We start from the raw sequence: 12,962 nt of genomic DNA, 5'->3' as shown, positions 1-12,962 counted from the left end.
GGTAAAATAATGGAATGAGATAATAATGGAGGAAACGTCATGGTGAAAATTCTACTAGCAGAAGATGAAGAAGTATTGCGCATGCTCGTATTAGATACGTTAGAAGATGAAGGATACGATATTGATGAAGCGCCAGACGGTCTTGAAGCCTATCGGCTGATCGAACAGAACGAGTACGATCTCGTGATTGTCGACCATATGATGCCAGGAATGACAGGTCTTGAAGTCATTGAGAAAGTGAGGAAGTTGCCGGGACGTCAACATACGAAAGTGATGATGTTGACGGCGAAGAGCCAACAATCTGACCGTGATTGCGCGAATGAGATTGGGGTCGATTATTTCATTTCGAAGCCGTTTAGTCCGCTTGAACTTGTGAAGATCATAGGAGGCATCGTGAAGTGAATAAATGGTTTAAACAAAAACTAGGACGTGACATCATGACCGTCCTGTATTCGTTCCTCGCGCTCGCGCTCGTCGGATCGATGATCATGTACGTACAGATGGAAACGAGGGTCAGAGAGAATGAAGCCCGTCTCCAACAAGTCGATGAACGGATCAACCGATTGAATACACTTTGGGACGAATGGCAGAGCGCGCAGTATGACTCACGGGGCTACCTGCTGTTCGGCGATACGGAAGCGCTCGAGCGGGCCCAAAGTAAAGAAAATGAGTTTCAACAAGAAATCAACTGGTTCAAGGGCGCTGTCGAAACAAAACAAGGTGAGATTTTTGCAGCCGACTTACAAACCTTTCACGATTTTTACTTCGATGTGATCATGCCGGTCACGGCGGAATATGGTCAACTGCGAGCTTCTGGTGAAATCACCGAGAACACGATTGATCCTGAAACCATATTGGCGTTGCCGACGGCCGAACGGTTGATTGAACAAGGAACCGTACCGTACGATCCGGAACGCGGTATCGATACACTCGGTCCGATCCAACAGATCGAATCGTCACTCATTGACTACAAGGCGTTGATGAACAGCGAGAAAAACAGAGTGTACGCCGACTGGAAAGTGAACAATGATGTCTTACAGTTCTTATGGATTGCGAGCATTTTCTCGTTCGCGGCGTTGATTTTACTATTCGTCCAACCGTTCTTGCGTCGTCAGTCCCGTCTGATCTCTCGCTTGTCGGTCGCATCTGACCGCTTATTGAAAGGTGAGATCGTCGACTTGAGCGATCAAATGGAGCGTGAAGACGAGATCGGGACGATGTCCCGTTCGTTCAATAAGATGGCGGAGACGCTCCGTGAAAATGAACGTCACTTGATTGAAAAGAACCATGAGTTGCAGGCACAACAAGAAGAATTGATTGCCCAGCAAGAAGAGCTACAAGCGCAGCAACAAGAGCTTGAAGAGATCTTGGAGCAGACGCAACAAAACGAACAGCACTTGGCGTACCGAAACGAATTGACCGAGACGCTCGCGGCTCGCGATTCGTTGACGGCTTACCCGGAAATCATCGAGAAACTTGTCGCCATCACCGACTCAGAAGTCGGGGCGCTCGTCTTCCTCGATGCGACAGGCTCGTTCTCTATCACGAGCCACGGGCTGAACGAGACGTTGTCACGTAAATTGCTCGATAGCGAGAACTCCGTGTTGACGCGGGCGATGACGCTGCGGACGACGGTCCATTCTTCGAAACAAGTCGCAAGCGACCATCCGCTGCCGTATCCGTACTACATGTATGAGACGGCCGTACCGGTCCACGACCCGACTGATGATTCAATCATCGCCTTCATTTATCTCGTCCGTTACAAAGACCGCTTCACGCAGACGCAAATGGGCGATATCATGTCGTTCGCACGTCAGCTGTCGTTGTCGTTACTTCGGATGCGTCTGTTTGAAGAGATGACCCGTGAAAAAGGCAAGACCGAACGGATCCTCGATTCAATCCGAGAAGCTGTCATTTACGTCGAACATTCGACCGATGATGTGTTCGTCAACCGACCGCTTTACGAGATGTTCCCAGAGCTCGATGCGATCACATCGAGTCAGCTCGCGGAATTGTCTTGGAACGAGTGGCGGGAGACAATCGCGACGACGGTCGACCAAGACGATGACTTCATGACATATACAGACCGTCTGTTCACAGACGACTTCCCGCACGATAGTGTCAGTTTCTCGATCCGTAAAGGGGAGATGAACTTACAGATGTATGCCGAGCGGATTGTCGTCGGCGGTTTGTCGAAAGGGACGCTGCTCGTCTTCCGTGATATTACGAGTGAGACCGAGGCTGAGCGCTTGAAGAGCGAGTTCATCTCGACGATCTCGCATGAGTTGCGGACACCGTTGTCTTCGATTTATGGGTTCACCGAGCTCATGGTCAAGAAACAGTTGCCGAACGAGAAACAGGCGAAATATTTGCAGACAATCCACGCTGAGACGGAGCGGTTGACGCATCTCGTCAACGACTTCCTCGACGTACAGCGCATGGAATCAGGTAGCCAAATGTATGACCGGGAACAGCTCGATATCGAGCCGGTCATCCAAGACATGATGACGTTCTACGAAGCGTCGTCATTGAAACACAAGTTCGAGCTTGTCACGGTCGACGACCGACCGTACGAACTGTTCGCAGACTGTCAGAAGTTCAAACAGCTGATGAGTAACTTGATCTCGAACGCCGTGAAGTACTCACCGCGTGGCGGGAAGATCACGGTCGAGCTGGCCCATCACGACCAATCGATCTCGATTAAAGTGAAGGACCAAGGGATCGGCATTCCGAGCGACGCCCTCGATCGTCTGTTCGATAAGTTCTATCGGGTCGACAACTCGGATAGCCGTGAAATCGGCGGCACGGGACTGGGTCTCCCGATTTGCCAAGAGATCGTGCGCGGTCACGCTGGTCAAATCCATGTCGAGTCTGTCCAACATAAAGGCTCGACGTTCACTGTTGTGATTCCGAGTTTCGAACACGCTATTCGGGAAGAAGAACAAACGACGGCTTGATCAAAACAAGAGGAGGAGACGTGCCGTTCAATCTTGACCGGTACGTCTCTTTTTATCGTTTGTGTACAGCTTGACCGAAAAGTGGCTTGTTCGTGTACAATAGTAGTTGTACATAATAAAAAGGGGGATTTTAAATGCCATTGACAGCATTTCTACACACGCACGTCACGAGTTGGATTTTATTACTCGTCTTGTTCGCTGTCGCCTACATCGGCTACAAGAACGGAAACAAGAGCGGCAAGATCGCGCATATGGCGTTTCGGCTCATGTTGCTCATCGCGTTCGGCACGGGACTTTATTTGTACTTGCAACTGAACGGAGGCGGCATGTTCTACCACGTGAAAATCACGGTTGGATTGCTGACGCTTATCTTCGGTGAGATGACGCTCATTCGTTTGAAAAAAAGAAAACCGTCGGGCGCTATGCTTGGCGGCTTCGTTGCACTGTCACTCGTGACGATCTTTATCGGTTACGCGTTGCCGTACGGTCAGTCGTTCTTCAGCAACTTTATTTGAGTCGAATCCCACTTCACACACTGAAGTGGGATTTTTTTGTTTGTCCGCAAATTATTAGGGGAAAATAAAAAAATCAGTGATAACGATGATGAGGTGAAACAATGGATCAACAAATGAATGAATGGTCGCGTGTATTACATGCGCGTAGATGGATGAAGCAAACCGAATCGTTCCTGCCGTTATGGCACGGCTATATCGGCTATAAATACGGATTGTTCGACGCGCTTCAAGGCGGGGCGAGCTTCGCTGAAATGACGCTTCGCTTGAAGCAGCCACTCACGAAACTCGCACTCGAGCGTTGGCTAGAAGTCGGGGTCGCCGTGCGCCATTTGAAGAAGAAAGGGTGGCGTTATTTTCCGACACGTAGCTTGAAGTATCAACTTTCGCTCAAAGACGAGCGCAGCATCGGGTTCATGCTTCAAGAGATGATGGAACTTCATATCCCGGCACTCATCGCATACCCAGACTTTTTAGAGTCCGGCAAACAGAAGACGTTCGACGGTGCGACACACGGGAAAGTCGTCGCTCAGACGTCGACACTCGTCGAAACGGTCGCTTTCCCGGTCGTCCAACAGCTGCTCCGCCAAGCGGACGTCAAGACGATGCTGGATATCGGATGCGGCCACGGGGGCTATTTGCGAAAACTCCACGGTCTTGAGCCGGAGTGGAAGTTGACCGGGATTGACCTCGAACAAGAAGTGATCGAAGAGGCACGTGAGCAAGATGAGACGGGTGAGATTCGTTACGAAGTGGCCGATTTCATGGAATGGGATCACGACGAGCGGTTCGATGCCGTCATGATGAACAATATGCTTTACTACTTCTCGCCCGAGCAGCGGATCGGACTGTTAGAACGGATGCTCAGTAATCTCGATACGGCAGGTGTCGCCGTTCTCGTCACGCCGCTCGCGGAGTCACCACTCGGCGCCCGCTTCGCTTCGGCGTTCAATGCGTTCATGACGCTCCACGATAACCTCCATCCGCTCCCGACGACTCGTCAGTTGCGCCGGCAATTGGAACAGGTCGGCTTTGAGAAAGTACGTTTCATTCCGTTTATACCGGAAGGATCTTGGTATATCGTCATCGCCGAACGAGGAGATTGAAACGTCTAGCGCACAGCGAACCGATTCAGATTTGAACTTGTGTCCAGTCATTTCTATAATAGAATAGAAGCATAAGAGACTTTTCACATAGGGAGTTGTTCAACGTGTCGGAAAAAAGAGTCGCAGTGATCGGTGCTGGGCCAGGTGGGCTTGCTGCCGCAATGATCTTGTCGAGCCGTGGTGTGGATGTAACCGTATTTGAGAAACAACCGTTTGTCGGTGGACGGACGTCACGTCTGCAAGTCGGGGAGTTCGCGTTCGATCGTGGCCCGACTTTTTTGAATATGCCGTATATTCTTGAAGAGATGTTTGAGGAGACGGGACGGGATTTGGCTGATTATGTCGATATGAAGCGATTGGAACCGATGTACGATCTTTACTTTGATCGCGGACAAAGCGTGCTATCGATGACGACCGACCGCGACCAGATGCGTCAATCGATTGAAGAGATGTTCCCCGGCAACGGTGAAGGATATGACCGGTTCATGGCCGACCAGGCGGTCAAACTATCGAAGCTCATGCCGGTGCTCCAGACCGCCCATGATAAGCTGACGGATTACGTGTCGACACGCGTCTTGAAGGCGCTGCCGTTCCTCTCGATCGGAAAATCGCTATACGACGTGCTGTCTGAATACTTTACGAGTGAAGAACTCAAATACTCGTTCACGTTCCAAGCGAAGTACCTCGGGATGTCGGCTTGGGACTGTCCGGGCGGGTTCTCGATCTTGTCGTATATGGAACACGCGTACGGCGTCCATCACCCGATCGGCGGGGTGAACCAACTCTGTTCGGCGATGGCCCGTGTCATCGAGGAGGAAGGCGGGACGATCCGGTTAGGTGAAGCGGTCGACCGTCTATTGCTCGACGGGAAACGTGTCAACGGACTCGTGGCAAACAACGTCCATTACGCGTTTGACGAAGTCATCGTCGGGGCGGATTTTGCCCATGCGATGACGACGCTCGTACCGAGCGATACGCTCACGCGCTGGAGTCCGAAACAGTTGAAGAAGAAGCGCTATTCATGCTCGACGTTCATGCTCTACCTCGGACTCGATCGCGTCTACGATGAGGTCGGCCACCATTCGATTCACTTTGCGGATGATTATGAGCGCAACGTCAAAGAGATGACGCAAGACTTGAAGCTGAGCGAGGATTTCTCGTTCTACGTCCAAAACGCGTCACGGATCGACCCGACGCTCGCGCCAGCCGGCAAGTCGTCGCTCTACGTACTCGTACCGGTGCCGAACAATCTGTCAAACCTCCCATGGGAGACGCTTCAGGCGAAGATGACGGAGAGTGTGTTGGACGCACTCGAGACACGTTCGCCTTACCGGAACGTCCGCGACCATATCGAAGTGATGCAGGCGCTCACCCCGAACGATTGGGAAGCGTTTGGGGTCTATGAAGGGGCAACGTTCAACCTGGGACATAACTTGTCGCAAATGATGTACTTCCGTCCGCACAATCAGTTCGAAGAGCTCGACCATGTCTGGCTCGTCGGCGGTGGGACGCATCCAGGCAGCGGACTGCCGACGATTTTTGAATCGGCACGAATCACGGCCAACTTGCTTCGGGACCGGGCGGGTGTCGGACGATGAACATCAGTTTCGTTGGTGCCGGTATCGGGTCGCTTTACGCCGCCTTGTTGTGGACTCATAAGCATCCATCGACCCAAGTGACGATTTATGAGAAAGAGGACCGGGTCGGTGGGCGCCTCAACTATGTCGAGTTCGAGAACGGTGCTCGCATCGACGAAGGACCGACAATCGTCTTGCTGCCGAGCAAGCTGAAGAGCCAACTGCAAGAAGCAGGGTTTCCCGAACAGGAACTCGAACTGCTCGAAGTCGATCCGCTCTATCGCCTCCGTTACGAAGATGGGACGACGTTTCATAAATATCACGACATCGATCGTCAAGCCGAAGAGATTGAACGATTTTTCGGCGAAGGCGAATCGTTCCGTCGCTACATGGGGCAAAAGCGCGAGGAATACAAAATCGGTTTTGACACGTTTTTAAACCGAGGCTATAAAGGTAAGACCGACTTGTTCGAGCCGAGACTGCTCATGTTGCTCATGCGCCTGAAAGCGTATGAATCGGCTCATGAGAACATGAAGCGATTTTTTAAAGATGAGCGGCTCCGGGTCGCCTATAGTCTGCAGACGCTCTACATTGGCGGCAATCCTTATGAGACGCCGTCCCTGTATGGCTTGATCCCATATCGCGAGCAAGAGGAAGGAATCTGGTATGTAAGAGGAGGATATTTCTCGCTTGCGACGAAGTTAGAACAAGAGCTGAAGAAGCGGGGCGTCACGTTCAAGCTGAACACGCCCGTAGACCGCGTCCGCGTCCAAGACGGCCGTGCTAACGCCGTCGTCGTCGATGGCGTCCCTCATCCGTATGATGCGGTCATCGTCAATGGAGATTTCCCGCTCATGGAACGTCTGATCGATGGAATCAAGCCGAAAGCGTACGAACCGTCGAGCGGCACGCTGCTCCTCTATTTCACGGTGGACGGCGAGATCGAACTCCCGGTCCACCAGTTCGATTTGCCAAACGACTTTGCCGGGTCGATGCGTACGATCTTTGAAGATGGTAAACTGAGTAAGTATCCGGCGATGTATACGTTCAATCCATCGCTCATCGATTCGACGCTCGCACCAGTCGGGACGAGTGTGCTTTATGTCCTTGTGCCGGTACCGCGCAAGTTAGAGCGACAAGATTTTGAACAGAGCGGGGCGATTGAACATCTCGTGTCCCGGATCGAAGGGATGGTCCCTGAATTTAGAGACCGTGTCATCGAGATGAAAGTCCGGACACCGATGGACGCGGAACGGTTTGGGTTGTTCGAAGGCGGAAGTTTTGGGATTGCCCCGAAACTTTCACAGTCGGCCGCATTCAAGCCGCAAGCCCGACCATACGCTCAAATCGAGCGTCTCTATGCCGTCGGTGCCTCCGTACATCCATGCGGTGGTGTCCCGATCGTGATGATCGGCTCACAGTTGTTAGTGAAAAGAATGGAAGAAGAAATGGGGGCATTGTACCATGACGAGGCAAGAAGCGTATCGTCAATGTGAAGAAGTGATGAAGAAAGGCTCGCTCACGTTTTATCGAGCCTTCTCCCTGCTTTCAAAACCGGACCGCCAGGCTGTCGCCGCGGTCTATACGTTTTGCCGGACGTTAGACGATGCGGTCGACGAGTCAGCGTATCCTGAGGAAAGTTTGACCGCATTTCTGGCGGAGTTCGACCGCTTTTTAGCCGGTAACGACCCAGAAGGCGCTCTTTGGGTTGCTTTACGCGACGTTTGGCAGCGCTATGACATGGACGTCGAGCCGTTCTTCGAGTTAGCGGAAGGGATGAAGTGGGATTTACATAAGACGCGCTACGCGACGCTTGAAGAGACGGAACAGTACGGTTATTACGTGGCTAGCACCGTCGGTTTGATGTTGTTACCAATCCTTGTCCCGGGCGCGAACATGGAAGCGCGACAACAACTGAAGCAAGGCGCGATCGACCTCGGTATCGCCATGCAGTTGACGAACATCCTTCGCGACGTCGGTGAGGACTTGGACCGGGACCGGATTTATGTACCGCGTACGCTCTTAGCGCAGCACGCGATGTCAGAGACCGATCTGTTCGAACGGAAAGTGACGCCTCAGTTCGTTGAAGTGTGGGAGACGATGGCCACCCGAGCGGAGATGCTATACCGCAGTGCCCGTGAGACGCATCACTTGTATCCAGTGACGAGCCGAAAGCCGGTCCAAGCAGCGGCGCTCCTCTATGAAGGCATATTAGACGCGGCCCGAAGTAACGACCATGATGTCTTTACGAAGCGCGCTTACGTATCGACACTTCAAAAAGGAAAGCTGTTAGCAAGACTTTGAAAGAGACCCGATTGCGAGAGCAATCGGGTCTCTTGCTGAACATACTCGAGCCTGTAGACACCGTCTGCAGGCTTTTAGGATACAAAAAAACCACTTTTGGCGGGGGACCAAAAGTGGCGTAAGCGTTATGTGATCCGTTCATCGGGGAAACGAACGAATCGGACGTGATGAACCCTAAAGATGTGCCTCGTTTCATGGGGAATGAAACGATGGGGCATCTTCGCTGAAGTAGGATGCTTGATGGACTAAGGGGGAACATCAGACGCATGCTATTCCAGCAACGGGAAACGAGTGGGGAAACTCGCTCATCACTTTTTTCTCGGGTGTGACAAGTTCAAAACGCGATTGGCTCGGGGAAGCCATTCGATCGCTACAGGTGTAACAAACGTTACAATACTGCTTGAACTCGATATGATGTTATCACGTCTGTGACTTGTCGACAAGTGTCGAATCCTCTGTTCACAAAATGTTCAAATTGTCAGAGGTATGTCCTCCAACATCGAACGAGCAGCGAATTGTCCTGAAAGCGTCACCATTGGGCTGCCGCCTCCAGGGTGGGTCGATCCACCCGCAAACCAGATGTTTGAGACGTCTTCCGAGCGCGAGGGCGGACGGAAAAACGCACCTTTTTTCGAGTTTGCCGACGTTCCGTACAACGAGCCGTAATACGCATAAAAATCACGCGTCAAGTCAAGCGGGGTCACGCGGCGGTGGAACAAGACGTCAGCATCGTCCCAGTCGACGCCGAATGTGCGCAGCCGTCGACGGATCAAATGTTCATACGTCTCGGCATCGATGTCGGTCAAGTGGGCCGGAGCGTTGACGAGGATGAACAGATTGTCCCCGGCCTCACCCATGGACGGGTCGGTGTAGGACGAGTTCGAGATGTAGATCGTCGGTTCGTCGGCGTAGCGTTCTTCGTCGAACAAGGCACGGAACTCAGCCTCGTAATCGTCCGCGAAGTAGACGTTATGATGAGCGAGATTTAGACGTTTGTTCAGTCCGACCATCATGACGAAAGCAGAGACGGATGGCTCGACCGTATCCCGGGTCGGTACCGGGAACGATGGACGATGGACCGCATCGACGAGCCGAGGATATTGGGTCAGCAGTTCCCCGTTCAAAAGGACGGCATCGCAAGACATGACTTCTTCATGGTCGATGACGACAGCATGCGCCTTACCGTTCATCACTTCAATCTTTGTGACCTCATGGCCGAGTCGGAATTCGACACCGAGCTCGCTCGCACGTTTGGCGAATCCTTTGGCAATCGTCCAGTTCCCGCCTTTGGCGAAATAGACGCCATCGTTCAACTCGAGATGTGAGATCAAGGCGAACGTGCCGGGTGTGACGTAAGGGCTGCTGCCGATATACGTCGCGTAACGGTCGAGTGCTTGGATGATGCGCGGATCTTTAAAATATTTTTTATGGAGCGCGTGCAAACTCTTAAGCGGATGGACTTTCATCATATCAGCCCAAAGACCGGTATCGATTTTTGTGTCCATTCGAGTGAAGAAACGATTGTTGGCAATCTCAAATAGCTTTTCAGCCTCGTCCAAGTACGCCGCCAATTGATTTTTGTCGGCTTTGTCACCGGTCAAGCGCCGGACTTCAGCTTCCATTTGTTCCCGTTCGGAGTGGAACGTGAACGTCGACCCGTCGGAGAAGTGATTGACCGTATGCGAGTCGAGTTTGACGAGTTCGAAATAATCCTCTGGGTTGGCTCCGCTGTTCCGGATGACGGAACGGAACACGTCCGGCATCGTGATCGTGTTTGGCCCGAAGTCGAAGCGGTGACCGTCCGTGATGATTGGCATGAGCTTACCACCGACGTGTTCATTTTTTTCGATGACGGTCACATCGTACCCGCGAGCCGCTAGTGTGACGGCGGCGCTCAGGCCTCCGAGACCGGCCCCGATAATAGCGATTTGTTTCATTGCAATGCGCCTCCTAACAATTTTCTAATGATACATCCGGCCTTTCCAAGTGATCGGCTTTCGTCTCCATTTTCGGACGACCGCGTTCGTGAGTAGGACGAGGTAGGCAACGAGACTGAACGGATGGAGCCAAAAATGGCGTCCGCCCGACTTCAAGTCGATGGCTAGCCGTGCGAACAAGACGAACAGGCTCGCTCCGAGCGATATCCAGTCTGGTCGGATGAGCAGGAAGACGAACGCCGATAACTGGACGCCGTAGTAAAGGGAAAAATAAAGGGCGATGCCCACTGCTTCATTCATTCCCTTGAATACGTTTTTTGAAAACCCGTTCCAGACTTCCTCGTTCGTCGCATACATATCGCATGTGATATAAGGCGAGACGTTGACGAGCGACGTCACTTTTTTACGGCGCTTAAATTCGCGGCATAAATCGATATCATCAATCAGGGAGTCGTGGATTGAGGCGTGACCGCCGACTTCCTCGTAACTAGCCCGTTCGACCAAGACGTTCATCCCGTTCGCGGCGGCGAAGGCGGGATGTCTCACTTTTCGCCAAAACAGCGGCAAGTGCTGGGCGATCAAGACGTGTTGCATCGGAATGAGCAGTTTACCGAGCCACGTCGGCGTCGGAAAGCGGGGGAAGCCGGATAGAAAGACGGCGCCTTCCCGGACGAGCGTTCCGTGCATGCGACCGACAAAGCTCGGATCAATGGTTACATCGGCGTCGAGAAACAATAAGTAAGGCTCACGGGTCTGCGTCGCCAATTGATGACAGGCGTGTACTTTTCCGGACCAGCCGTCGGTGAGCGGCACACCGCGCAAGATCGTGAACCGGTCGTCCGAGGCGATTTCCCGCACGAGCGCGTCGTACGTCCCGTCCTCAGAGCGATCCTCATATAAGTAGACGTGACAGCCGGCGGTGAGGGCCGGCTTTAAACTGTTGATCAATTTCGGGACGTTCCGCTCTTCGTTGCGGAGAGGAATGCAAATCGCGGTCGGCGGCACCGGGATCGGGGCCGTGAGCGGACGAAGAAATGCCAAGTTGACCAACGTGAAGAGAAACATGAGTCCAGTGAGCACGAATAGGATCATCGTTGCCTCCTCCCGATGTTGAGCAAGTGCTCCGTCCAGTCGGCGAGCCCGCGTCGTGGCGGGAACAACGACATGTACCGGTCCGACTGGGTGATCACATCGGCGCGCGTGTCGTCATAGAGCCGTTCGAGCGCTTTCGCGAGCTCTTGCTTTTGCTCCCGACGTGTCGTCGAGACGACGGTGTGGGTCCGGAACCGGACGTAGACGACCGGGGACGCATGCGACGCGAACGCGTAGTAGATGGCACAAAGCCGGACCTCAGGTTTTGCGAGTAGCATCGTCGCACCCGTCCCAATCTCAAGCGGCCGGTGCTCTTGCGGGTATTCGCGGCCTTGCGGGAACACCCACACCGATTTCCCAACGGACAAGAGCTGATTGGCATAATTGAGAGAAGCACGAATGTCGGATAACTTGCCTTTTTTGATTGAAAAGGCGCCTAAGTGACGGAAGAACGGAAAGCGTCGCAATCCGTCCTCATCCATCAGGACATGAACATCGTGGCGTAAATAGTACTCGTTCAACATGAGCAAGATGAGTCCGTCCCACCACGAGCTGTGTGTGCTTAAAAAGAGGCCTGGTGTCGGAACGTCATCAGCCCGAACGTTGATCGTGTGAAAGAACGGTCGAATCTGGTGTTCTTTGACGAACGTTGAAAAGATGTTACTGAACCATTTCTTTTTGTTCGCTTCGATCATGACGCAACCTCCGTTCCAAATAGATGACGCTTGCCGTTACAAGACTTAGCACACCGATTCCGTAAAGACCGGCGTTGACCGCGGTGACGCCGAACAAGGCGTGAAGCATGACGAACAAGTAGCGTCCGTGCATAAGTAAAGTCGGCTCCGCTTCGATTTCGAAGCGGTCGAGTAACCATGAGAAGATGAGCGACAGTCCGAACCATCCGACGAAGTTTTGCGTCGGGATGTCATAATAGAGACCATCATTTGCCCATTCCCAGTAACCTTTCACGTTGGCTGCGACCGGATCGATCGCCATGTCTAACCAGACCGCGAGGAATGGGACGAGCCAGAGCGTCCGTCGCTTGAACGCGAACAGGCGGGCGACAGCGAAGCTCGCGCCGATGACGGCGAGCCAAGCCGCGCCAATCGTGACCGGTACGCCGAACACGGTCGGACCGAACGCTTCGGCATAAAGGTACTCGCTGAACGGGAACCCGGTTTTGACACCGAGCGTCTCGACGGCGATCGAGCCGAAAAAGATGAACGGCACGATGAAACGGGCGTGACGGACCCCGTCGGCAATAACAAATCCTCCGATGAGGCCGGCAAGCCATAAGAAGACCGGGTTCGCCCATTCGAGCCAACTCGGCAGTAAATCAAAGCCGACGAGAACAACGCCGACGACGTACCAGACTAAAAACAATTTCCAAATCCATGGATACACTTTCATCAAATCACCTCACCTTCTATTCTAAAGAGGTTTTCGACATCCGTCTAATGAATGCATGCACAAAAAA

The 12,962-nt window shown here is 52.8% G+C and carries 11 protein-coding genes; 7 read left to right on the top strand and 4 right to left on the bottom strand.

Annotation, left to right across the window (positions count from 1 at the left end):
- Nucleotides 1-39: 39 nt before the first annotated feature.
- The 7 genes from EVJ24_RS12940 (at nt 40) to EVJ24_RS12910 (ending at nt 8,456) form a co-directional block, all read left to right on the top strand.
- Nucleotides 40-402 carry a response regulator gene (locus EVJ24_RS12940; RefSeq protein ID WP_070327845.1) on the top strand — a complete coding sequence of 121 codons (363 nt, stop codon included), beginning with the start codon at nt 40-42 and terminating at the stop codon, nt 400-402.
- Nucleotides 399-2,957, top strand: a complete 2,559-nt coding sequence (locus EVJ24_RS12935) for a sensor histidine kinase (RefSeq protein ID WP_131441587.1) — start codon at nt 399-401, stop codon at nt 2,955-2,957. Before EVJ24_RS12940 ends, EVJ24_RS12935 begins: the two co-directional genes overlap by 4 nt.
- Before the next feature lie 134 nt (nt 2,958-3,091).
- A complete protein-coding gene (locus tag EVJ24_RS12930; RefSeq protein WP_131441586.1) occupies nt 3,092-3,472 on the top strand; it encodes a YisL family protein in 381 nt (126 codons plus the stop codon).
- Between the two features lie 101 nt (nt 3,473-3,573).
- The gene (locus tag EVJ24_RS12925; RefSeq protein WP_131441585.1) at nt 3,574-4,575 is read left to right on the top strand and encodes a class I SAM-dependent methyltransferase; all 1,002 of its coding nucleotides are present in this window, start codon (nt 3,574-3,576) and stop codon (nt 4,573-4,575) included.
- A 104-nt stretch (nt 4,576-4,679) separates the two neighbouring features.
- Nucleotides 4,680-6,173, top strand: coding sequence for a phytoene desaturase family protein (locus EVJ24_RS12920; protein WP_131441584.1), 1,494 nt, complete (start codon nt 4,680-4,682; stop codon nt 6,171-6,173).
- On the top strand, nt 6,170-7,648 hold the full coding sequence (locus EVJ24_RS12915; RefSeq protein ID WP_131441583.1) for a phytoene desaturase family protein: 1,479 nt from the start codon (nt 6,170-6,172) through the stop codon (nt 7,646-7,648). Before EVJ24_RS12920 ends, EVJ24_RS12915 begins: the two co-directional genes overlap by 4 nt.
- Nucleotides 7,617-8,456, top strand: a complete 840-nt coding sequence (locus EVJ24_RS12910; RefSeq protein WP_131441582.1) for a phytoene/squalene synthase family protein — start codon at nt 7,617-7,619, stop codon at nt 8,454-8,456. Before EVJ24_RS12915 ends, EVJ24_RS12910 begins: the two co-directional genes overlap by 32 nt.
- A gap of 470 nt (nt 8,457-8,926) precedes the next feature.
- Here EVJ24_RS12910 and EVJ24_RS12905 read toward each other — a convergent pair whose 3' ends face one another.
- The 4 genes from EVJ24_RS12905 to EVJ24_RS12890 are packed head-to-tail and all read right to left on the bottom strand — an operon-like array spanning nt 8,927 to nt 12,895.
- The gene (locus tag EVJ24_RS12905) at nt 8,927-10,393 is read right to left on the bottom strand and encodes a phytoene desaturase family protein (RefSeq protein WP_131441581.1); all 1,467 of its coding nucleotides are present in this window, start codon (nt 10,391-10,393) and stop codon (nt 8,927-8,929) included.
- 24 nt (nt 10,394-10,417) lie between these two features.
- Entirely contained in the window at nt 10,418-11,485 is a 1,068-nt protein-coding gene (locus tag EVJ24_RS12900; protein ID WP_131441580.1) for a glycosyltransferase, read from the bottom strand.
- Nucleotides 11,482-12,180 carry a lysophospholipid acyltransferase family protein gene (locus EVJ24_RS12895; RefSeq protein ID WP_131441579.1) on the bottom strand — a complete coding sequence of 233 codons (699 nt, stop codon included), beginning with the start codon at nt 12,178-12,180 and terminating at the stop codon, nt 11,482-11,484. Before EVJ24_RS12895 ends, EVJ24_RS12900 begins: the two co-directional genes overlap by 4 nt.
- Nucleotides 12,146-12,895, bottom strand: coding sequence for a carotenoid biosynthesis protein (locus EVJ24_RS12890; RefSeq protein WP_131441578.1), 750 nt, complete (start codon nt 12,893-12,895; stop codon nt 12,146-12,148). The genes EVJ24_RS12895 and EVJ24_RS12890 overlap by 35 nt, the downstream gene beginning before the upstream one ends.
- Between the last annotated feature and the right edge of the window lie 67 nt (nt 12,896-12,962).

It is taken from the genome of Exiguobacterium sp. SH1S21 (assembly GCF_004337175.1).
In the GTDB taxonomy this organism is placed as follows: domain Bacteria; phylum Bacillota; class Bacilli; order Exiguobacteriales; family Exiguobacteriaceae; genus Exiguobacterium; species Exiguobacterium aurantiacum_A.
Note: the sequence above shows the minus strand (reverse complement) of the source record. Positions and strands in the feature narration are given on the sequence as shown.

What these genes read in the sequence shown, in the direction of transcription:
- EVJ24_RS12910 (WP_131441582.1), top strand. Translation starts at nt 7,617, where the DNA reads ATGACGAGGCAAGAAGCGTATCGTCAATGTGAAGAAGTGATGAAGAAA.
- EVJ24_RS12925 (WP_131441585.1), top strand. Translation starts at nt 3,574, where the DNA reads ATGGATCAACAAATGAATGAATGGTCGCGTGTATTACATGCGCGTAGA.
- EVJ24_RS12890 (WP_131441578.1), bottom strand. Translation starts at nt 12,895, where the DNA reads ATGAAAGTGTATCCATGGATTTGGAAATTGTTTTTAGTCTGGTACGTC.
- EVJ24_RS12930 (WP_131441586.1), top strand. Translation starts at nt 3,092, where the DNA reads ATGCCATTGACAGCATTTCTACACACGCACGTCACGAGTTGGATTTTA.
- EVJ24_RS12940 (WP_070327845.1), top strand. Translation starts at nt 40, where the DNA reads ATGGTGAAAATTCTACTAGCAGAAGATGAAGAAGTATTGCGCATGCTC.
- EVJ24_RS12900 (WP_131441580.1), bottom strand. Translation starts at nt 11,485, where the DNA reads ATGATCCTATTCGTGCTCACTGGACTCATGTTTCTCTTCACGTTGGTC.
- EVJ24_RS12895 (WP_131441579.1), bottom strand. Translation starts at nt 12,180, where the DNA reads ATGATCGAAGCGAACAAAAAGAAATGGTTCAGTAACATCTTTTCAACG.
- EVJ24_RS12905 (WP_131441581.1), bottom strand. Translation starts at nt 10,393, where the DNA reads ATGAAACAAATCGCTATTATCGGGGCCGGTCTCGGAGGCCTGAGCGCC.
- EVJ24_RS12915 (WP_131441583.1), top strand. Translation starts at nt 6,170, where the DNA reads ATGAACATCAGTTTCGTTGGTGCCGGTATCGGGTCGCTTTACGCCGCC.